The following is a 21,128-nucleotide window of genomic DNA, read 5'->3' on the forward strand; positions in this document are numbered from 1 at the left end:
GCCTTGGCCACGCACCCCGCCCGTCGGACCCGGCCCCCGGGGGCCTCAGCGCAGGAAGGGGTCCACCGCGATCGCGAGGAACAGCACCGACACGTAGGTGATGGACCAGTGGAAGAGCCGCATCTCCTTGAGCTTGCCGCCCGTGGCCTCGGCCTTGGCGCGGTTCTGCAGCCCGTGCGCCTCCCACAGCCACATGCCGCCCGCCACCAGGGCGACGGCCGTGTAGAACCAGCCGGTGTAGCCCAGCGGGGTCAGCAGCAGCGACACCACGACCATCACCCAGCTGTAGATGACGATCTGCCGTGCGACCACCTTGTTGGAGGCGATGACCGGAAGCATCGGCACGCCCACGCGCGCGTAGTCCTCCTTGACCTTCATGGACAGCGGCCAGTAGTGCGGCGGCGTCCAGAAGAACATCACCCCGAAGAGGATGACCGGCGCCCAGGACATCGAGTTGGTCACGGCCGACCAGCCGATGAGCACCGGGAGGCAGCCGGCGATGCCGCCCCAGACGATGTTCTGCGAGGTGCGGCGCTTGAGGATCATCGTGTAGACGACCACGTAGAAGAGGAGCGCGCCGAGGGAGAGCCAGGCCGACAGCCAGTTGACGGTGAGGCCGAACAGCAGGGTGGAGACGACGGCCAGGGTGATGCCGAAGACGAGGCATTCCACCGGGCTGACCATGCCGGTCACCAGGGGGCGCTGGGAGGTGCGGTCCATCAACGCGTCGATGTCGCGGTCGATGTACATGTTCAGCGCGTTCGCGCCGCCGGCCGAGAGGTAGCCGCCGACGCAGGTCAGCAGCACCAGACCCAGATCCGGAACACCCTGTTCGGCGAGGAACATCACCGGAACGGTGGTGATCAGCAGAAGCTCGATGATCCGCGGCTTGGTCAGCGCCACGAACGCCTTGACACGGGCCCCGAACGGCCGGTGACTCGGGCTCTGGCTCGTCCCGATTACCCCCGCAGGACGGGATTCAACGGCCGTCACGCACACCCCTGACAGAGACATCCCAGCAAGCCCGACCGTGTGAAGTGGCGGTAAAGGCTCGCGCGTACCACGCCACTTTAGACGTTGCCCATACCTCGGCCTTCGCGGGGGTGGGGTCGTGTTGGAAGGGGTGCTCCGACGTGCGTTCGGAGAGTCGATTGAGCAGTCAGATGAGCGGCGCCGTATTCACATGCCGAATGCCGTTTCGCCCAGTCGGCAGGCGGATCGAGAAGAGTCCCGGCAGTCTGGATTCCAGCGGAAAAACGCACGTACTTACGGGGGTAGGCTCGACAGCGGCCGGCCGGTCTCACGGACGCGCCGGCAGCCGGTGGGCGCCCACGCGCACCGGCATCCGACATGTGGAGAGGAGCCCTGACTCAGGGTGAGCACCAAGCCGACCACCACAGACCTCGAGTGGACCGAACTGGACCAGCGGGCCGTGGACACCGCCCGCGTCCTGGCCGCCGATGCCGTACAGAAGGTTGGCAACGGCCATCCGGGTACGGCGATGAGCCTGGCGCCCGCCGCCTACACCCTCTTCCAGAAGGTGATGCGGCACGACCCCGCCGACGCGAACTGGGTCGGACGCGACCGCTTCGTGCTGTCCGCCGGCCACTCGTCCCTGACCCTCTACACCCAGCTGTACCTGGCCGGCTTCGGCCTGGAGCTGGCGGACCTGGAGTCCTTCCGCACCTGGGGCTCCAAGACCCCCGGGCACCCGGAGTACGGCCACACCACGGGCGTGGAGACGACGACCGGCCCGCTGGGCCAGGGTGTCGCCAACGCGGTGGGCATGGCGATGGCGGCCCGCTACGAGCGCGGTCTGTTCGACCCGGAGGCCGCCGAGGGCACCTCCCCGTTCGACCACTTCATCTACTGCATCGCCGGTGACGGCTGCCTCCAGGAGGGCATCTCCGCCGAGGCGTCCTCGCTCGCGGGCCACCAGCAGCTCGGCAACCTGGTCCTGCTGTGGGACGACAACCACATCTCCATCGAGGGTGACACGGAGACCGCCGTCTCCGAGGACACCTGCAAGCGCTACGAGGCGTACGGCTGGCACGTGCAGCGCGTCGCCCCGAAGCCGGACGGGGACCTGGACCCGAACGCGCTCTACGACGCCATCGAGGCGGCGAAGAAGGTCACCGACCGGCCGTCCTTCATCGCCATGCGCTCGATCATCGCCTGGCCCGCCCCGAACGCGCAGAACACCGAGGCGGCGCACGGCTCGGCGCTCGGCGACGAGGAGGTCGCGGCCACCAAGCGCGTCCTCGGCTTCGACCCGGAGAAGTCCTTCGAGGTCTCCGACGAGGTCATCGAGCACACCCGCGGCGCCCTGGAGCGCGGCCAGGCGGCCCGCGCCGTGTGGGAGAAGGCCTTCCAGCAGTGGCGGGACAACAACCCCGACCGCGCCGCCGAGTACGAGCGGGTCGCCAGGGGCGAGCTGCCCAAGGGCTGGGAGGAGAAGATCCCGGTCTTCGAGACGGGCAAGGGCGTCGCCACCCGCGCCGCGTCCGGCAAGGTGCTCCAGGCGCTCGGCGCCTTCGTGCCCGAGCTGTGGGGCGGCTCGGCCGACCTGGCCGGCTCGAACAACACGACGATCGACAAGACGTCCTCCTTCCTCCCGGCGGGCAACCCGCTGCCCGAGGCGGACCCGTACGGCCGCACCATCCACTTCGGCATCCGCGAGCACGCGATGGCCGCGGAGATGAACGGCATCGCGCTGCACGGCAACACCCGCATCTACGGCGGAACGTTCCTGGTCTTCTCCGACTACATGCGCAACGCCGTCCGCCTGTCGGCGCTGATGCACCTGCCGGTGACGTACGTGTGGACGCACGACTCCATCGGTCTCGGCGAGGACGGCCCGACCCACCAGCCGGTCGAGCACTTGGCCTCGCTGCGCGCCATCCCGGGCCTGAACGTGGTCCGTCCGGCGGACGCCAACGAGACGGCGATCGCCTGGCGCGAGATCCTGCGCCGCTGGACGAAGGAGTTCGGCAAGGGCCAGCCGCACGGTCTGGCGCTGACCCGCCAGGGCGTGCCGACGTACGAGCCCAACGAGGACGCGGCCAAGGGCGGCTACGTGCTGTTCGAGGCCGACGGAGGCGACGCCGAGGTCGTGCTCATCGCCACCGGCTCCGAGGTCCACGTCGCCGTGGAGGCCCGCGAGCGGCTCCAGGCCGACGGTGTGCCCACGCGCGTGGTGTCGATGCCGTCCGTCGAATGGTTCGAGCAGCAGGACCAGGGGTACCGGGACAGCGTCCTGCCCCCGTCCGTACGCGCCCGTGTCGCGGTGGAGGCCGGTATCGGTCTGACGTGGCACAAGTACGTGGGAGACGCCGGCCGCATCGTCTCGCTGGAGCACTTCGGTGCCTCGGCCGACGGCAAGGTGCTCTTCAAGGAGTTCGGCTTCACCGCCGAGAACGTGGCCGACGCCGCGCGGGAATCCCTCGCCGCGGCCCGGCGCTGACGCCCGTATACGACACGTAGGAGATGCAATTTCCATGACAGACGCACTCAAGCGCCTCTCCGATGAAGGCGTGGCGATCTGGCTGGACGACCTGTCCCGCAAGCGGATCACGTCCGGCAACCTCGCCGAGCTGATCGACCAGCAGCACGTCGTGGGCGTCACCACCAACCCGTCGATCTTCCAGAAGGCGATCTCTCAGGGCGACGGCTACGACCAGCAGCTCGCCGACCTCGCGGTGCGCGGGGTCACGGTCGAAGAGGCCGTCCGCATGATCACGACGGCGGACGTCCGCGACGCCGCCGACGTTCTGCGCCCGGTCTTCGACAACACCGGCGGCAAGGACGGCCGGGTCTCCATCGAGGTGGACCCGCGCCTGGCGCACAACACCCACGCCACGGTCGCCGAGGCCAAGCAGCTGGCCTGGCTGGTGGACCGGCCAAACACCTTCATCAAGATCCCGGCCACCGAGGCGGGCCTGCCGGCCATCGCCGAGACCATCGGTCTGGGCATCAGCGTCAACGTCACGCTGATCTTCTCGCTGGAGCGGTACCGCAAGGTCATGGACGCCTTCCAGACCGGTCTGGAGAAGGCCAAGGAGCGCGGCCTGGACCTCTCGCAGATCCACTCCGTGGCGTCCTTCTTCGTGTCCCGCGTGGACACCGAGATCGACAAGCGGATCGACGCGCTCGGCACCGACGAGGCCAAGGCCGCGCGCGGCAAGGCCGCCGTCGCCAACGCCCGGCTCGCCTACCAGGCGTACGAGGAGCTGTTCTCCACCGACCGCTGGGCGGCCCTGGAGAAGGCCGGCGCCAACAAGCAGCGTCCGCTGTGGGCGTCGACCGGCGTGAAGGACAAGGCGTACAGCGACACCATGTACGTCACCGACCTGGTCGCGCCGAACACGGTCAACACCATGCCGGAGGCCACCCTGGCGGCCACCGAGGACCACGGCGAGATCACCGGCGACACCGTCGCCGGCACCTACGAGCAGGCCCGCGCCGACCTCGACGCGGTCGAGAAGCTCGGGATCTCCTACGACGAGGTGGTCCAGCTCCTGGAGGACGAGGGCGTCGAGAAGTTCGAGGCGTCCTGGAACGACCTGCTCAAGTCCACGGAGGCGGAGCTCAAGCGCCTCGCTCCCTCGAAGGGCTGAGAATTGTCAAGCAGCAACCCGCTGCGTGACCCCGCAGACCGACGGCTCCCGCGTATCGCGGGGCCGTCGGGTCTGGTCATCTTCGGCGTCACCGGCGACCTCTCCCGCAAGAAGCTCATGCCCGCCGTGTACGACCTCGCCAACCGGGGTCTGCTGCCGCCGGGCTTCTCGCTCGTCGGATTCGCCCGCCGCGACTGGGAACACGAGGACTTCGCCCAGGTCGTGCACGACGCCGTCAAGGAACACTCCCGCACGCCGTTCCGCGAGGAGGTCTGGCAGCAGCTCATCCAGGGGATGCGCTTCGTCCAGGGCACCTTCGACGACGACGAGGCCTTCGAGCGGCTGCGCGGCACCATCGAGGAGCTGGACAAGGCCCAGGGGACGGGCGGCAACTTCGCCTTCTACCTCTCGGTGCCGCCGAAGTCCTTCCCGGTCGTCATCCAGCAGCTGAAGAAGCACGGGCTGGCCGACCAGTCGAGCGGTTCCTGGCGCCGCGCGGTGATCGAGAAGCCGTTCGGCCACGACCTCGAGTCGGCCGAGGAACTGAACTCCATCGTCCACGAGGTCTTCGGCTCCGACCAGGTCTTCCGCATCGACCACTACCTGGGCAAGGAGACCGTCCAGAACATCCTGGCGCTGCGGTTCGCCAACACGATGTTCGAGCCGATCTGGAACCGGTCCTACGTGGACCACGTGCAGATCACGATGGCCGAGGACATCGGCATCGGCGGCCGGGCCGGCTACTACGACGGCATCGGCGCCGCGCGCGACGTCATCCAGAACCACCTCCTCCAGCTGCTCGCGCTGACCGCCATGGAGGAGCCCGCCTCCTTCGACGCGGACGCGCTGGCCGCCGAGAAGACCAAGGTGCTCGGCGCGGTCCGGCTCCCGAAGGACCTGGGCCGGGACACCGTGCACGCCCAGTACGCGGCCGGGTGGCAGGGCGGCGCGAAGGCCGTCGGCTACCTGGAGGAAGAGGGCATCGACCCCAAGTCGAAGACCGACACCTACGCCGCGATCAAGGTCGGCATCGACAACCGCCGCTGGGCGGGCGTCCCCTTCTACCTGCGCACCGGCAAGCGCCTGGGCCGCCGCGTCACCGAGATCGCGGTCGTCTTCCAGCGGGCCCCGCACTCCCCCTTCGACACGACGGCCACCGAGGAGCTGGGCTCGAACGCGATCGTCATCCGCGTCCAGCCCGACGAGGGCGTCACGGTCCGCTTCGGCTCCAAGGTGCCGGGCACGTCGATGGAGATCCGGGACGTGTCCATGGACTTCGCGTACGGCGAGTCCTTCACGGAGTCCAGCCCGGAGGCGTACGAGCGACTGATCCTGGACGTGCTGCTCGGCGACGCGAACCTCTTCCCGCGCACGGAGGAGGTCGAGCTGTCCTGGAAGATCCTCGACCCGATCGAGGTGTACTGGGACCAGCACGGCACCCCGGCCCAGTACCCGGCCGGCACCTGGGGCCCCGTCGAGGCCGACGACATGCTGGAGCGAGACGGACGGAGCTGGCGCCGCCCATGAAGACGGACCTCACGGACACCACGGCCAGCAAGATCAACAAGGCGTTGGTCCTCGGCCGCCGGGCCATCGGCACCCCGGCCATCGGCATGGTGCTGACGCTGGTCATCGTCACCGACGAGGAGAATGCCTACGACGCGCTGAAGGCCGCGAGCGACGCCGCGCACGAGCACCCCTCGCGCACGCTCGTCGTCATCAAGCGCGTCTCGCGCTCACCCCGGGACCGCACCAGGTCACGGCTGGACGCCGAGGTGCGCCTCGGCGCCGACGCGGGCACCGGCGAGACGATCGTGCTGCGGCTGTACGGCGACGTCGTCGACCACGCCCAGTCGGTGGTCCTGCCGCTGCTGCTGCCGGACGCGCCGGTCGTGGTGTGGTGGCCGGTGAACGCGCCGCTGGACCCGGCCCGGGACCCGCTCGGCGCCCTCGCCCAGCGCCGGGTCACCGACACCTACGCCTGCGAGGAGCCGGTCCGGGAGCTGGCGGCCCGTGCCGACGCCTACGCGCCGGGCGACACCGATCTGTCGTGGACCCGCATCACGCCGTGGCGCTCGATGCTGGCGGCGGCCCTGGACCAGGTCGACTGCCAGGTGCAGGCGGTCGAGGTGGAGGGCGAGGAGTTCAACCCGAGCTGCGAGCTGCTGGCCATGTGGCTGGCGGACCGGCTCGACGTGCCGGTGAAGCGTTCCGCGTCGAGCGGTCCGGGGCTGACGGCGGTCCGGATGGACACCGACTGCGGTCCGGTCGTCCTGGACCGGGCCGACGGGTCGCTGGCGAACCTGTCGATCCAGGGCCAGCCGTCCCGCGCCGTGGCGCTCAAGCGCCGCGACACGGCCGAGCTGATCGCGGAGGAGCTGCGGCGCCTCGACCCGGACGACACCTACGCCTCGGCGCTGCGCTACGGGGTGGAACGGCTGAACGCCCCGGCCAAAGGAGGCCCCGACGGCCGGGAGGGCGCCGTCGCGGTCGCCGCTCCCGTCGAAACGGTCGCGAAGGCCCGCGCGAAGGACGCGGCGCAGGAGAAGACACCGGTGAGGAAGGCGGCGGCGAAGTGAGCGAGACTCCTCAGCTGGTCGTGCACCGCGACAAGGAGCTGATGGCCGAGGCCGCCGCGGCTCGCCTCATCACGAAGATCGTGGACGCGCAGGCCTCCCGGGGCAGCGCGTCCGTGGTCCTCACCGGCGGTCGCAACGGCAACGGCCTGCTCGCGGCGCTCGCCGGGTCCCCGGCCCGGGACGCGATCGACTGGAGCCGCCTCGACCTGTGGTGGGGCGACGAGCGCTTCCTGCCCGAGGGCGACCCGGAGCGCAATGTCACCCAGGCGCGGCAGGCGCTGCTGGACTCGGTGCCGCTGGACCCGGAGCGGGTGCACGCGATGCCGGCGTCCGACGGCCCGCACGGCGCCGACGCGGAGGCATCCGCGGAGGCGTACGCGCGGGAGCTGGCCGAGGCGTCCGTCCCCGAGAACCACGCCGCGGTGCCGTCCTTCGACGTCCTGCTGCTGGGCGTCGGCCCGGACACGCACGTCGCCTCCCTGTTCCCGGAGCACCCGGGCGTGCGGGAGACGGAGCGCACGGTGATCGGCGTCCACGGCTCCCCCAAGCCGCCGCCCACCCGCGTCTCGCTCACCCTGCCCGCGATCCGCGCGGCCCGCGAGGTGTGGCTGCTCGCGGCGGGCGAGGACAAGGCGAACGCGGTCGCGATGGCCCTGTCGGGCGCGGGCGAGATCCAGGCCCCGGCGGCCGGCGCGAAGGGCCGCGCCCGCACCCTGTGGCTGCTGGACTCGGCGGCGGCGTCGCAGTTGCCGAGGTCGCTGTACCCGCCGGCATCGGCGTAAGCCGGCCCGTCCGGCGTTGAGGGGCGGGGCGGAAGAATCCGCCCCGCCCCTCACTTCACCGACCCCGCCATGACCCCCTGCACGAAGTGCCGCTGGAAGGCGAAGAACACGACCACCGGCACGACGAGCGACAGGAAGGCCCCCGGCGCCAGCACGTCGATGTTGCTCCCGAACTGCCGGATCTGCGACTGGAGTTCCACGGTCAGCGGCTGCGCCGAGCTGTCCGCGAACAGCAGCGCCACCAGCATGTCGTTCCACACCCACAGGAACTGGAAGATGGCGAGGCTGGCGATGGCCGGCCGCCCCACCGGCAGCACCAGGCGGATGAAGATCCGCCACTCGGTGCCGCCGTCCATGCGGGCGGCCTCCAGCATCTCCTTGGGCATCTCGGCGAAGTAGTTCCGCAGCAGGAACACCGCGAACGGCAGCCCGTACGCCACGTGGAACAGCACCACGCCCGGGATGGTCCCGAACAGCCCCAGCTGCCCGAAGAGCTTGGCGACCGGCAGCAGCCCGATCTGCACGGGCACCACCAGCAGCGCCACGACGATCAGGAAGACCGCCTCGCGCCCCGGGAAGTCCAGCCACGCGAAGGCGTACCCGGCGAGCGCCCCGACGACCACGACGAGCACCGTCGTCGGCACGGAGATCAGCACCGTGTTCCAGAAGGCCTGGGTGATGCCCGAGTTGCCCAGCAGCGCCGAGTAGTTGTCGAGGGACAGTTGCCCGGGACTGGCCAGCGCCGTCCACCAGCCGCCCTCCGCCGTCTCCTCGGCCGACCGGAGAGAGGAGAGGAAGAGCCCGGCCAGCGGCGTCATCCACACGAGACCGACGAGCACCAGGAAGGCCTGGACGACTCCGTTGCCCAGATACCGCCGGACGGCGTTCATCGCTGACTCCTCATCGCTGACTCCTCTTGAAGCGGCGGACGTTGAAGACCATGGCCGGGACGACGAGCAGCAGGAGCAGTACGCCCAGCGCACTGCCGAGCCCCTGGTTGTTGCCGCCGCCGAACGACACCAGCCACATCTGCGTCGCGAGCACCGTCGCGTCCTCCTGCACAGGCCCGGGCGCGATGATGTAGACGAGATCGAAGACCTTCATCACGTTGATGACGAGGGTGATGAAGACGACCGTGAGCACCGGCGCCAGCAGGGGCACGGTGATCCGCCGGAAGATCTGCCACTCGTTCGCGCCGTCCATCCGCGCCGCCTCCAGCGCGTCGCGCGGCAGCGACGACAGGCCGGCGCCGATCAGCACCATCGCGAACCCGGTCCAGATCCACAGGTACGCCCCGATGATCGCGGGCGTGACCAGCGCGGGCCCGAGCCAGGAGACGCCCTCGTAGGGCGGCGCGAAGTTCGAGGCGGGCAGCTCGACGGCGTACGAGCCGTCGGCCAGCGACTGGAAGCGGAAGGAGCCGTCGGAGGCGGTGGTCGCGGTGGCGACCGTACGTCCGTCGCGCACGGCCTCGACCGTCATTCCGGGCAGCCCGCTCTCGCGCCGGTCCACCCTGCCCTGCTCCCCTCCCCCGCCGGGCGTGAAGTCCAGGTAGACGACGCCGCTCACCTCACCGGGGGCCGCCTCGCGCCCGGCCGCGCCGTACGCCGGCTCCGTGCCGGACGGCAGGTCGTCGGGCAGCACTCCGACGAGGCCGAGCGCCACGGTGTCGCCGGGGGACACGCCGGCGCTCGTCCGGTACGCGCCGTCCGCCGCCTTGACCAGGCCGCCGTCCTGTCCCTCGCGCGCCCGCGCGGTCGGATAGGAGGCGGTGTCGGCGAAGGCGTCGTGGACACCGGTCACGGCGGCGTTGAGGACGCCCTTGTCCGGGTCGTGGTCGTAGGCGAGCCGGAAGATGATGCCGGCGGCGAGGAAGGACACCGCCATCGGCATGAAGAGCAGCAGCTTGAAGGCGGTGGCCCAGCGCACCTTCTCGACCAGGACGGCGAGGATCAGACCGAGGCCGGTCAGCAGCGTGGGTGCGATCACGACCCAGATCGCGGTGTTGCGGATGGCCTTGAGGGTGGCCGGGTCGCGGAACATCTCGGTGTAGTTCTCGCCGCCCACGAAGCGCGTCCCCGAGGCGTCGAAGAAGCTGCGGCCGACGGAGAACAGCACGGGGTAGACGACGAGCGCGCCGAGCAGCAGCAGCGCGGGGAGGACGAAGAGCAGGGCGACGGCCGCCCGGCGCCGCCGGGGGCGCCGCAGCGGCGCCGGTCCGGGGGCGGCGGGCGGGCTCGCCTCTTTCACCAGGGTCGAGGTCATGACCGGTCAGCCCTTGTAGGCCTTGGCCGCCGCGGCCTCCAGCTGCGCGGCGGTCGCCTTCGGGTCGGACGGGTCGCGCAGGAAGTCCTGGAGGATCTTCCACTCGCCCGTGCCCTTGGTGCCGCCGAAGGCCGCCGGTGCCTGGTCGGACATGTCGAAGCGGACCGAGTCCCCGGCGTCCACCAGGGACTTGGCGGTGGCCCTGCTGACGTCGTCGCCGTAGGAGGCGAGGTCGAGCTTCTTGTTCGGGGAGAGGAAGCCGCCCGCCTCGGCCCAGACGGCCGCGGCCTCCGGCGTCGCGAGGTACTCCAGGAGCGCCGTGCCGGCCTTGGAGTTCTTGCCGTCCTTGAGGACGACGGCCGCGTCACCGCCGCTGACCACCGGCGCCTCACCGCCGGCGACCGCGGGGAACGGGAAGAAGTCGGCGTCCTTGCCGATCTCCTTGCCGAACTGGTCCTTGGCGACCCCGGCGACGAAGTCGCCCTCGTAGACCATGCCGGCCTCGGGCTTCGGGCCGAAGACCTTCTCCACGGAGCCCGGGAAGTCGGTGTTCAGGGCGCCCTGCCGGCCGCCCTCGATGAGCTGCTTGTCCTTGAAGAGCTTGCCGAGGGTGGTGAGCGCCTCGACCACACTGGCGTCGGTCCACTTCAGTTCGTGGGCGGCCAGGGCGTCGTACTTCTCCGGTCCCGCCTGGGAGAGGTAGACGTTCTCGAACCAGTCGGTCAGCGTCCAGCCGTCCTGCCCGGCGACCGAGAAGGCGGCGAGCCCGGAGTCGGAGACGGTCTGCCCGGCCTTCAGCATCTCGTCGTAGGTCTTCGGCGGCTCGACCCCGGCCTGGGCGAGGGCGTCGGGGCTGAACCAGACGGTCGACTTGTGGGCGGCCTTGAAGTAGAGGCCGTAGAGGGTGCCGTCGACGCTGCCGTACGACTTCCAGACGTCGGCGAAGTTGCCGTCAACGGACTGCTGGGCCGTCTTGGACAGCGGCTTCAGCCAGCCCTTCGCGGCGAACTGCTGGAGGACGCCGACCTGCGGGACCATCACGACGTCGGGGGCGTTGCCGCCCTCGATCTTGCTGCCGACGACGGTGGAGACGTTGTCGCCGGTGGAGACGAACGAGGTCTTGGCGCCGGTCTTCTCGGTGAAGGCGTCCAGCACCTTCTGGAAGTTCTCCTGTTCGGTGCCGGACCAGACCCCGGCGACGGTGACGGACTGGCCGCTGAGCGCCTTGTCGCCGCCGCCGGCCGAGACGGGTCCGCCGCCGCCGCAGGCGGTCGCGCCGAGGGCGAGTACGAGGGCGGTGCAGCCGGTGAGCAGGGTGGAACGTCGTCGCATCATCGTTGATGTCCCTTCGAGGGGTGGGCGGAGCAAGGTCAGAGGTCGGCGATCCACCAGGCGGCGGTGGAGCCGGGCAGGGAGCCGTCCGGGCAGGGGCCGCTGCTGAGCAGCGGGGTGCCGGGGACCGGCGCGGGCGTGGGGGCGGTGCCGAAGTTGACGGCGCAGACCAGTCCGTCGCCGCGGACGAACGCGAGGACGCCGGGTGGGGTGTCCAGCCAGCGCAGGGTGCCCTCCCCCAGCTGGGGCAGGTCGCCCCGGAGCTGGAGGCCGTCGCGGTAGAGGTGCCAGAAGGAGCGGGTGTCGGCGAGGGCGCGGTCGGTGGCGTACTCGGCGAAGTACTCCGGCTGCGGCAGCCAGGGCTTGGCGCTCCCGTCACCCGAGGTGAAGCCGAACGGGGACGCCTGTCCCGACCAGGGCAGCGGCACCCGGCAGCCGTCACGGACCCGGGCCCGGCTGCCGGTGCGGTGGAAGATCGGGTCGGTGAGCACGTCGTCGGGCAGGTCGACGACCTCGGGCAGGCCCAGTTCCTCGCCCTGGTAGATGTACGCGGCCCCGGGCAGCGCCAGCATCAGCAGGGCGGCGGCGCGGGCGCGGGCGGTGCCGAGTCCGCTGCCGTCGGTGGCGGGTTCGCCGTAGCGGGTGACGGTGCGGACCTGGTCGTGGTTGTTGAGGACCCAGGTGACCGTGGAGCCGGTCCCGGCGATGTCCTGCATGGCCTCGGAGATGACCTTGCGGAACGCGTCGGGGTCCCAGGGGGCGCCGAGCAGGTCGAAGAAGAAGGCCTGGTGGAGTTCGTCGGGGCGGACGTAGCGCGCGTGTTCGCGGGCCGACGGGACGGACACCTCGCCGACCAGGAGGCGTTCGCGGCCGTCGCGGTCGGCGTACTCCTTGCACACCGCGCGCCACTGGCGCCACACGTCGTGCACCTCGGGCTGGTTCCAGGCGAGCGGGTTGACCGAGTCGCGGGTGCGGGCGTCGGCCTCCGGGTCCGGGGAGTCCGGCAGGTCCGGGTGCTTGTAGAGGCCGGCGGCGACATCGATGCGGAAGCCGTCGACCCCGCGGTCCAGCCAGAAGCGGAGTATCCGGTCGAACTCGGCGGCGACCTCGGGGGTGCGCCAGTTCCAGTCCGGCTGCTCGGGCGTGAACATGTGCAGGTACCACTGGCCGGGCCGGCCGTCGGACTCCGTCACGCGGGTCCAGGCCGGGCCGCCGAACATGGCGTGCCAGTTGTTGGGCGGCTCGTCGCCGTCCGGGCCGCGGCCGTCGGCGAAGTGGAAGCGGGCGCGGGCCGGGCTGCCGGGCTCGGCGGCCAGCGCCTCGCGGAACCACGGGTGCTCGCTGGAGCAGTGGTTGGGGACGATGTCCAGCAGCACCCGGACGCCGAGGCGCCGGGCGGCGGCGACCAGCGCGTCGAACTCGTCGAGGTCGCCGAAGAGCGGGTCGACACCGCGGTAGTCGGCGACGTCGTAGCCGTGGTCGTGCTGCGGCGACGGGTAGAAGGGGCTCAGCCAGATCCCGTCCACGCCGAGCTTGCGCAGGTACGGCAGTCCGGCCCGGACCCCGGCGAGATCGCCGACCCCGTCGCCGGTGCTGTCGAGAAAGCTGCGGACGTAGACCTGGTAGATCACCGCGTCACGCCACCAGTGGTGCCTGTTCACCCCGGAACCTGTCTGTAGAGGGGGCCGCTGTTATGCATGCATGTTAGGTAGCGGCATCGCGCAGGTGTCAACGAAGGAAACAGAGACTACTGAGCAGTTGGGCTTTATATGCTGACTTTTCACCCCAGCACAGGCACAGATGAGACGTCGGCGTTACTTAACACGTAACTAGGAGAGGGCAGCCAGCTCGCGTGCCAGTCGCCGCACCGCCGCCTCGGGCGTCTGCCGCCCCGTCATCGCGTCGTGCACGACCGCCTGCACGGCCAGGCTGACCTGGTCGTAGCGCGGGCTCTTGGGGCGCGGGGCGGCGGCGAGCACGCTCTCGCGCAGGGTCGGCAGATACGGGAACGCCTCGACGAGCCGGGGGTCCTCGTAGAGGTCGGCCCGTACGGGCGGCAGCGCGCCGCGCGTGAGGACCTGGCGCTGGACGCGCTCGCTGGTCAGGTACGCGATGAGGCGCGCGGCCGAGTCGGGGTGCCGGGCGTGGGTGCCGACGGCGAGGTTGGAGCCGCCAAGGACGCTCGCGCCGGGCCCGTCGGGGCCGGGCAGCGGCACCGCGCCGACCTTTCCGGCGGTCTTCGAGTCCTGGGCGGAGGCGCCCACGTAGGCGTAGGGCCAGTTGCGCAGGAAGAGCAGGCGGCCGTCCTGGAAGGCCTGCTTGGACTCCTCCTCCTTGTAGGTCAGCGCGTCCCTGGGTATCCATCCCTCGCGCACCCCGCGGGCCAGGAACCCGATGCCCTCGCGGGCCGCCGCCGAGTCCACGGTGACACGTTGGCCCTCGTCGCCGAGGATGCTGCCGCCGGCCGAGTAGACGGCCTCGGCCGCGTTGACGGTGAGGCCCTCGTAGGGCAGGAACTGCCCCGCGTAGCCGTCGAGCCCGTGCTTCGGGGCGAGGGTCTCGGCGTACCGCTCCAGCTCGGCCCAGGTGCGCGGCGGCGGGACGCCCTCCGCGGCGAGGACGTCCTTGCGGTAGAGGAGGAGACCGGCGTTGGTGACGTACGGGACGGCGTACAGCCGCCCGTCGTAGGTGGCGGTGTCGACGACCGGCGGCAGGAAGGTGCCGAGCGGGAAGCGTTCGCGCGGCAGCGGGCGTATCCAGCCCGCGGCGGCGAACTCGGAGGTCCAGTTGACGTCGATGTTGAGGACGTCGAAGCGGTGCCGGTCGCCGTCGCGCAGGTCGGTGGCCATCTGCGCGCGGGTCTCGTCGGCGGAGTCGGGCAGTTCGACGAGGGTGACCTTCTCGTCGGGATGGTCGCGGTTCCAGCCCTCCAGCAGCGGGCCGAGGTAGCCGGTGAGGTCACCGGCGGTGGCCAGGGTGAGCGGCCCGCGCCCGCTCCCGGCACCCACGTCGGCGCGGGCACCCGAGGCGACGTAGCCGGTGAGGAGCACCACGAGGACGAGAAGGCCCCTACCGGCGGCGTGGATCCACCGCATAGGTTCCTCCCTGTACACCCTCGTACACCGGTCAGGGGCCATGTATACCTGTTAGGTATGCGCGATACTAGGGCCTGGAGCACATGTGACCAGAAGGGAAGGACGGCTGAGTGCGCCTGCACCTTCTGGCCCTTCTGGCCCGCGGACCGGCCCACGGCTACGAGCTGAAGCAGGACCTTGAGCAACTGCTGGGCTCCGCGTACCCTCAGCCGAACGTCGGCCAGATCTACGTCACCCTCGGCCGCCTCGAGAAGACGGGACTGATCGAGGGCGAGGACATCGAGCAGTCGAGCCGGCCCAACAAGAAGGTCTACCACCTCACCGACGCCGGGCGCGACGAGCTGCGGGCCTGGTACGAGGAGACGGCGGACGAGCCGCGGGTGCGGGACGAGTTCTTCATGAAGCTCGCCCTGGCTCCGCAGACGGGGCTCGCCGACCAGGTCGCCCTCATCAACAAGCAGCGGCGGCAGTATCTGAACACGATGCGGCAGCTGTCGAAGCTGGCCGCCGCCGAAGACCGCGACAACCGCGTCGCCCACCTCCTCATCGAGGGCGCGATGCTGCACCTGCAGGCCGACCTCGACTGGCTGGAACGGTGTCAGGAAGAGCTGGAGGAGCTGGAGTGAGCGCTGGGGTCGGCTCCGGGGTCACCTCCGGGGTGAGCGAGGACGAGGCTCCCGTGCTGCGCGCGGAGGGCCTGGTCAAGACGCATCACGGCGAGGGCGCCCCGGCACACGCCGTGCGCGGGGTCGGCCTGTCCGTGCGGCGGGGCGAGTTCGTGGCGATCACCGGGCCGTCCGGCGCCGGGAAGTCGACGCTGCTGCATCTGCTCGGCGGGCTCCACCGGCCGGACGCCGGGAGCCTCTGGCTGGACGGCGCGTGCACGGACCGGTACAGCGAGGCGCGCTGGGCGATCGAGCGCAGGAAGCGCATCGGGATCGTCTTCCAGTTCTTCAACCTGGTCTCCGACCTGTCCGTCGCCGACAACGTCGAGCTGCCCGCCCTGCTCGCCGGGCTGCCGCCGAAGCGGGCGCGTGCCGAGCGGGAGGAGCTGCTGGCCGAGCTGGGCCTGGCGGGCAAGGAGCGCAGCATGCCCGGTGAGCTGTCCGGCGGCGAGCAGCAGCGGGTGGCGCTCGCCCGGGCGCTGGTCAACCATCCGCCGCTGCTGCTGGCCGACGAGCCCGCGGGCAGCCTGGACAGCAAGGGAACCCGCGAGGTGATGCGGCTGCTGACCCGCTTCCACCAGCGCGGTCAGACGATCCTGCTGGTCACCCACGACGCGCGGCTCGCGAGCGCCGCGGACCGGGTGATCAGCTTCTTCGACGGGCGCATAGCCGACGACGCCGAACTGGACGCCGGCCCGCCGCCGCGCCGCCGGTCCGGCACGTCCGCCGTGCTGGAACTCAAGGACTGACATGCGGGCGTACGACCACCGCGCGCACCGCGCACCCGGGGGGTGAGGCCGGTGCGAGCCACCCTGCGCCGGGCCCACTCCGATCTGCGCGCGCACCGGGGCGAGGCGCTGTTCCTCGTCCTCGCCACCGCGGGCATCGTCGCCTCCCTGCTGCTGGCCACGGCCCTGTTCGGGTACGCGACGAACCCCTGGCAGCGCGTCTTCACGCAGGCCCGCGGCGCCCACGTCTGGCTGCACACCGACGCCGGCACCGACACCCGCGAGCTGGCCGGTCTGGACGGCGTCCGGGCCGTCGCCGGCCCCTACCCCACCGCCTCCACGACCGTCGCCGTGCGCGGCACGCGCGCCTCCGTCGAGCTGCGCGGCACCGCCGGGGAACCCGACGTGGGGCGGCCGCTGCTCACCGCGGGGCGCTGGCTCGACCAGTCGGATCCCGACGGAGTGGTCCTGGAGCGCCGTCTGGCCGGCGCACTGCTGGCCCAGCCCGGGGACACCCTCACCCTGCCGGGTACGCCCCGGACCCTGACGGTGCTCGGCATCGCCGACAGCCCCGAGCGCCGCTACCGGCCGGGCGAGCAGCCGGGTCTGGTGTGGGCGCCGCCGGGCGGGGTGGCCGACCCGGGCGGCCAGGTGATCGGGCTGCGGCTGACCGACCCCGGTGACACCGACTACGTGGTGCAGCGCGCGGTGACCGTGCTGGGCGCGGGGGCGATCGGGCAGGTCTCCACCTGGCAGCAGGCCCGCGCGGAGGCGCAGGGCGACAACCGGCTGCTCGGCCAGGTGCTCGGCCTGTTCGGGCTGGGCGCGCTGCTCGCCGCGGGGCTCGCGGTGCACGGCGCGATCGGCACCCGGATCCGGGGTCATCTGCGGGACATCTCCGTGCTGAAGGCGATCGGCTTCACCCCGGGCCAGGTCGTCCGGGTCTTCCTGCTCCAGCACCTCGCCTACGCCCTGCTCGGGGCGGTGGCCGCCGCCGCGCTCACCCAGGCCCTCGGCACTCTGGTCCCCGGGCGGCTGGGTGACGCGGTCGGCGTGTGGCAGGGGCTGCCCGGACACACCGTCGCCCTCTTCGCCGTACCGGCGGGCGCGGTCCTGTTCATCGGCGCCACCACCGGGCTGGCGGCCTGGCGCGCGGGCCGGGTGCCACCGGTTCCGGTGCCCCGTCCGGCGGCGGCGCGGGGCGGCGGGCTGTCGGGCACGGCCCGGCGCGCCCTGGGGGTGCGCGGATTCAGGGTGCGCGGGGTGCGGGGGCGTGAGGGTCCGCTCGACGTCCGCGTGCCGCCCGCGCTCGTCCTCGGCTGGCACAAGGCGTTCACCCGGCGCCCCCGCTCACTCGCCACGGTCGCCCGCCTCACCCTGCCGCTGCTGCTGATCGTGGTGGCGATGAGCGCGTGGACCACCATCGACCGCTTCCACGGCGAGCCGGAGCAGATCGGGCTGCCGACCGCCCTCTCCGTCCGCGCCGACGCCGGGCTGGGCGACCGCTCCACCCGCGCCCTGCTGGAGCGCGACCCGGAGGTCTCCGCCGCCTATCCGGGGGTCGAGGTGGCCGCCCTGGTGCCGGGCCAGACCGCGACCATCGCGCTGCGCGGACTCGGCACCCGCGAGGACCCCTACCCGTACGCCCTGGCCGACGGCCGCCGCGCGCAGGGCCCGGACGAGGCGGTGGCCGGGCAGGGGCTGCTCGACCTGCTGGAGGTGGAGGTCGGCGACTGGGTGCGGATGACCGTCGGCGACCGGCCGCAGATCCTGCACATCGTGGGCCGCAGCATCGAGCCGGAGAACGCCGGCCGGGTGATCTCCACATCCCTGGACACCCTCAGGGAGAACGACCCGCGGCTGAACCCGACCTTCTACCAGGTACGCCTGGCCCCCGGCGCCGATCCGGACGGCGTGGCCGGGCGGCTCGCCGAGGCCGGAGCGGGCCGGCTCGACGTGCACGCCGCGGCGAACCCCGCCGACGGGCTCTCGCCGCTGCGCGGGGTCGTCCTCGGGCTGATCGCCGTGCTCGCCCTGATCGGGCTGATCGAACTGCTCACCGCGATCGGCGGCACCGTCCGCGAGAGCGAACGGGACCTGCTCGCGCTCAAGGCGATCGGCCTGTCCCCGCGCCAGATCACCGGCATCACCGTCGCGGCCACCGGGTACACCGCGCTGGCGGCCGTGCTCCTCGCCACCGCCCTCGGGCTGCCGCTGGCGCACTGGCTGATCGACGCCCAGGGTGCCTCCAGCGGCATCGGCGCGGGGATCGCCCGGTCCCCCTCCCCCGCGTTCCTGGCGCTCCTCGGCACGGCGGCCGCGCTCGGTGCCGCGGCCCTGGCCGCCGTACCGTCGGCGCGGGCGGCCCGCAGACGCCTGGCCGACACGTTGAGCGCGGTGGCCTGACCGTCGAGCGCGGTGGCCCGACCGGCCGGGCCACCGCGCCGTACTCACCGCCGGCCGCGCAGCTCCCGGTAGGCGGCGACCAGCGCCTTCGTGGAGGCGTCGAGACCGGGCACCTCCGCTCCTTCCGTGAGCGCCGGCTCGACCCGCTTGGCGAGCACCTTGCCCAGTTCGACACCCCACTGGTCGAAGGAGTCGACGCCCCAGACGGCGCCCTGCACGAACACCTTGTGCTCGTACAGCGCGACGAGCTGCCCGAGCACCGACGGGGTCAGTTCCCGCGCGAGGATCGTGGTCGTCGGACGGTCGCCCCGGAACGTCTTGTGCGGGACCAGTTCTTCCGGCACCCCCTCGGCGCGCACCTCGTCCGGGGTCTTGCCGAAGGCGAGGGCCTGGGTCTGGGCGAAGAAGTTGGCCATCAGCAGGTCGTGCTGGGCCTTCAGTCCGTCGCTCAGCTCACCGACCGGCTCGGCGAAGCCGATGAAGTCCGCCGGGATCAGCTTGGTGCCCTGGTGGATCAGCTGGTAGTAGGCGTGCTGCCCGTTGGTGCCGGGCGTGCCCCAGACCACCGGCCCGGTCTGCCACTCCACCTCGCGGCCCTCGCGGTCGACGGACTTGCCGTTGGACTCCATGTCGAGCTGCTGGAGGTAGGCGGTGAACTTCGACAGGTAGTGCGAGTACGGCAGCACCGCGTGCGACTGCGCGTCGTGGAAGTTGCCGTACCAGACGCCCAACAGGCCCATCAGCAACGGCACGTTGGATTCGGCGGGCGCGGTGCGGAAGTGGTCGTCGACGATGCGGAAGCCGTCGAGCATCTCCCGGAAGCGGTCCGGGCCGATGGCGATCATCAAGGACAGCCCGATCGCCGAGTCGTAGGAGTACCGGCCGCCGACCCAGTCCCAGAACTCGAACATGTTGGCCGTGTCGATACCGAAGCCGGAGACCTTCTCCGCGTTGGTCGACAGCGCCACGAAGTGCCTTGCCACCGCCTTCTCGTCGCCGTCGAACGCGTCGAGCAGCCAGGAGCGCGCCGAGGTCGCGTTCGTGATCGTCTCGATGGTGGTGAAGGTCTTGGACGCCACGATGAACAGCGTCTCGGCCGGGTTCAGGTCCCGCACCGCCTCGTGCAGGTCGGCGCCGTCCACGTTGGACACGAACCGGAAGGTCAGAGAGCGGTCGGTGAAGGCGCGCAGCGCCTCGTACGCCATCGCCGGTCCCAGGTCGGAGCCGCCGATGCCGATGTTGACGACATTGCGGATGCGCCGCCCGGTGTGACCGGTCCACTCGCCGGAACGGACCTTGTCCGCGAAGGCCGCCATCTTGTCGAGGACGGCGTGGACCCTGGGCACGACGTTCTCGCCGTCGACCTCGACCACCGCGTCCCGCGGGGCGCGCAGCGCGGTGTGCAGGACCGCCCGGTCCTCGGTGATGTTGATCCGCTCGCCGCGGAACATGGCGTCACGCAGCCCGAACACGCCGGTGGCCGCGGCCAGTTGGCGCAGCAGTCGGAGCGTCTCGTCGGTGACCAGGTGCTTCGAGTGGTCGACGTACAGGTCCCCCACCCGCAGCGACCAGTCCGTGCCACGCTCCGGGTCCGCGGCGAACAGCTCGCGCAGCCGCACGTCGCCGAGTTGCTCGCGATGCTTCGCCAGCGCGGTCCATTCGGGCGTCTGGTCGAGCCTGGTACGGCCGTCTGCGTTCATGTCGGTCTTCAGCCTTCTTCCTCAGGTGTCCCAGCCGTCCCGGCTGTTCCAACCTAATGGATCAGAGGTGAAGGCGACCGACGGAGACGGAACTCCGCCAGTTCCTAGATCTCGCCCCGCAGTTTGGCGAGCGCCTCGGCGAGGATCGCCTCGCCGTCCGCGTCGCTGCGGCGTTCGCGCACGTACGCCAGGTGCGTCTTGTAGGGCTCGGTGCGCGGCGGGTCCGGTGGGTTGTCCCGGTCCTGTCCGGCGGGGAAGCCGCAGCGCGGGCAGTCCCAGGTCTCGGGGACCTGGGCGTCGCTCGCGAAGCTCGGCTGTGTCTCGTGTCCGTTGGAGCACCAGAAGGAGATGCGCAGACGCGGCGCGGACTCGCCGCGCTCGGCCTCGCCCATCGGCCCCGCCCCGACCCGGCTTCCCCGGATCGCGTTGCCACTTGCCACGGTCGTAACTCCCTGCGTGATGGTGCCGCAAAGCGAGTCGGCGTTCGCTTCGCTGCGAGCGCCTCAGTCTACGTAAGGCCCAACGCGCGTCCAGTGATTGGAGTTACAAGCTCCAGCGCACAGACGCAAGCCCCATGATAGGCGGCGCGGTGAAGCGCGTACCGGACATGGGGCTTTACGTGTACAAGTGCGTGAGGTGTCAGTTGTTCGCCTTCATGAGCAGGCCGAGCACCAGGATGCACGCGAACCACGCCAGACCGACCACCACGGTGATCCGGTCGAGGTTGCGCTCGGCGACGGAGGATCCGCCGACGGACGACTGCATGCCGCCACCGAACATGTCGGAGAGGCCGCCGCCCTTCCCCTTGTGCATCAGCACCAGCAGCATCAGCAGCAGGCTGAAGACGATCAGGGCGATCGAGAACCCCATAACCACGGCTGGACCAACTTCCTCGGCTTCGGATGAACGGCGGGGGCAGGGTGACAGCAGGCCACCATGCCCCCGCAAGGGTACGACGTA

General features: G+C 71.3%; 17 protein-coding genes. 8 read left to right on the forward strand and 9 right to left on the reverse strand.

From position 1 onward, the window contains the following. Positions 1-45: 45 nt before the first annotated feature. Positions 46-1,014, reverse strand: a complete 969-nt coding sequence (locus ACFW01_RS35570; RefSeq protein ID WP_384510614.1) for a heme o synthase — start codon at positions 1,012-1,014, stop codon at positions 46-48. Positions 1,015-1,375: 361 nt separating this feature from the next. Between ACFW01_RS35570 and tkt the strand changes: the two genes are divergently transcribed. Genes tkt through pgl form a run of 5 tightly spaced genes read left to right on the forward strand, consistent with a single transcriptional unit; the run spans position 1,376 to position 7,977 of the window. Then, positions 1,376-3,463, forward strand: a complete 2,088-nt coding sequence (gene tkt / locus ACFW01_RS35575) for a transketolase (RefSeq protein WP_234953446.1) — start codon at positions 1,376-1,378, stop codon at positions 3,461-3,463. Between the two features lie 34 nt (positions 3,464-3,497). Further along, positions 3,498-4,616, forward strand: coding sequence for a transaldolase (gene tal, locus ACFW01_RS35580; RefSeq protein WP_384510618.1), 1,119 nt, complete (start codon positions 3,498-3,500; stop codon positions 4,614-4,616). A gap of 3 nt (positions 4,617-4,619) precedes the next feature. Next, positions 4,620-6,143, forward strand: a complete 1,524-nt coding sequence (gene zwf / locus ACFW01_RS35585) for a glucose-6-phosphate dehydrogenase (RefSeq protein ID WP_384510621.1) — start codon at positions 4,620-4,622, stop codon at positions 6,141-6,143. Beyond that, positions 6,140-7,195 carry a glucose-6-phosphate dehydrogenase assembly protein OpcA gene (gene opcA, locus ACFW01_RS35590; RefSeq protein ID WP_234953452.1) on the forward strand — a complete coding sequence of 352 codons (1,056 nt, stop codon included), beginning with the start codon at positions 6,140-6,142 and terminating at the stop codon, positions 7,193-7,195. The genes zwf and opcA overlap by 4 nt, the downstream gene beginning before the upstream one ends. After that, a complete protein-coding gene (gene pgl, locus ACFW01_RS35595; RefSeq protein WP_384510624.1) occupies positions 7,192-7,977 on the forward strand; it encodes a 6-phosphogluconolactonase in 786 nt (261 codons plus the stop codon). The genes opcA and pgl overlap by 4 nt, the downstream gene beginning before the upstream one ends. Before the next feature lie 50 nt (positions 7,978-8,027). On the opposite strand, the gene ACFW01_RS35600 is transcribed toward pgl, so the two are convergent. From ACFW01_RS35600 to ACFW01_RS35620, 5 genes are all read right to left on the reverse strand, one after another. Continuing rightward, entirely contained in the window at positions 8,028-8,867 is an 840-nt protein-coding gene (locus ACFW01_RS35600; RefSeq protein WP_234953456.1) for a carbohydrate ABC transporter permease, read from the reverse strand. 10 nt (positions 8,868-8,877) lie between these two features. After that, on the reverse strand, positions 8,878-10,242 hold the full coding sequence (locus ACFW01_RS35605; RefSeq protein ID WP_384510628.1) for an ABC transporter permease subunit: 1,365 nt from the start codon (positions 10,240-10,242) through the stop codon (positions 8,878-8,880). 6 nt (positions 10,243-10,248) lie between these two features. Further along, complete coding sequence (locus tag ACFW01_RS35610; protein WP_384510631.1) at positions 10,249-11,577, reverse strand: ABC transporter substrate-binding protein; 1,329 nt, start codon at positions 11,575-11,577, stop codon at positions 10,249-10,251. 35 nt (positions 11,578-11,612) lie between these two features. Next, entirely contained in the window at positions 11,613-13,235 is a 1,623-nt protein-coding gene (locus ACFW01_RS35615; protein WP_384510634.1) for a glycoside hydrolase family 13 protein, read from the reverse strand. Positions 13,236-13,403: 168 nt separating this feature from the next. Next, a complete protein-coding gene (locus tag ACFW01_RS35620; RefSeq protein WP_384510637.1) occupies positions 13,404-14,669 on the reverse strand; it encodes an ABC transporter substrate-binding protein in 1,266 nt (421 codons plus the stop codon). Between the two features lie 110 nt (positions 14,670-14,779). On the opposite strand from ACFW01_RS35620, the gene ACFW01_RS35625 reads away from it, so the two are divergent. From ACFW01_RS35625 to ACFW01_RS35635, 3 genes are read left to right on the forward strand one after another with little or no spacing between them, the layout of a single operon-like run. Continuing rightward, entirely contained in the window at positions 14,780-15,295 is a 516-nt protein-coding gene (locus ACFW01_RS35625; protein ID WP_122614869.1) for a PadR family transcriptional regulator, read from the forward strand. Positions 15,296-15,327: 32 nt separating this feature from the next. Next, entirely contained in the window at positions 15,328-16,083 is a 756-nt protein-coding gene (locus ACFW01_RS35630; protein WP_384510665.1) for an ABC transporter ATP-binding protein, read from the forward strand. Between the two features lie 51 nt (positions 16,084-16,134). Further along, the gene (locus ACFW01_RS35635) at positions 16,135-18,468 is read left to right on the forward strand and encodes an FtsX-like permease family protein (RefSeq protein ID WP_234953466.1); all 2,334 of its coding nucleotides are present in this window, start codon (positions 16,135-16,137) and stop codon (positions 18,466-18,468) included. Positions 18,469-18,512: 44 nt separating this feature from the next. On the opposite strand, the gene pgi is transcribed toward ACFW01_RS35635, so the two are convergent. The 3 genes from pgi to secG form a co-directional block, all read right to left on the reverse strand. Next, positions 18,513-20,168 (reverse strand): glucose-6-phosphate isomerase, encoded by a 1,656-nt coding sequence (gene pgi / locus ACFW01_RS35640; protein WP_384510641.1) that lies wholly within the window; start codon positions 20,166-20,168, stop codon positions 18,513-18,515. 104 nt (positions 20,169-20,272) lie between these two features. Then, on the reverse strand, positions 20,273-20,608 hold the full coding sequence (locus tag ACFW01_RS35645; RefSeq protein ID WP_003976875.1) for an RNA polymerase-binding protein RbpA: 336 nt from the start codon (positions 20,606-20,608) through the stop codon (positions 20,273-20,275). Between the two features lie 199 nt (positions 20,609-20,807). After that, positions 20,808-21,038, reverse strand: a complete 231-nt coding sequence (secG, locus tag ACFW01_RS35650) for a preprotein translocase subunit SecG (RefSeq protein ID WP_185832380.1) — start codon at positions 21,036-21,038, stop codon at positions 20,808-20,810. Positions 21,039-21,128 lie beyond the last annotated feature (90 nt).

Source organism: Streptomyces sp. NPDC058985, assembly GCF_042740985.1.
GTDB lineage: Bacteria > Actinomycetota > Actinomycetes > Streptomycetales > Streptomycetaceae > Streptomyces.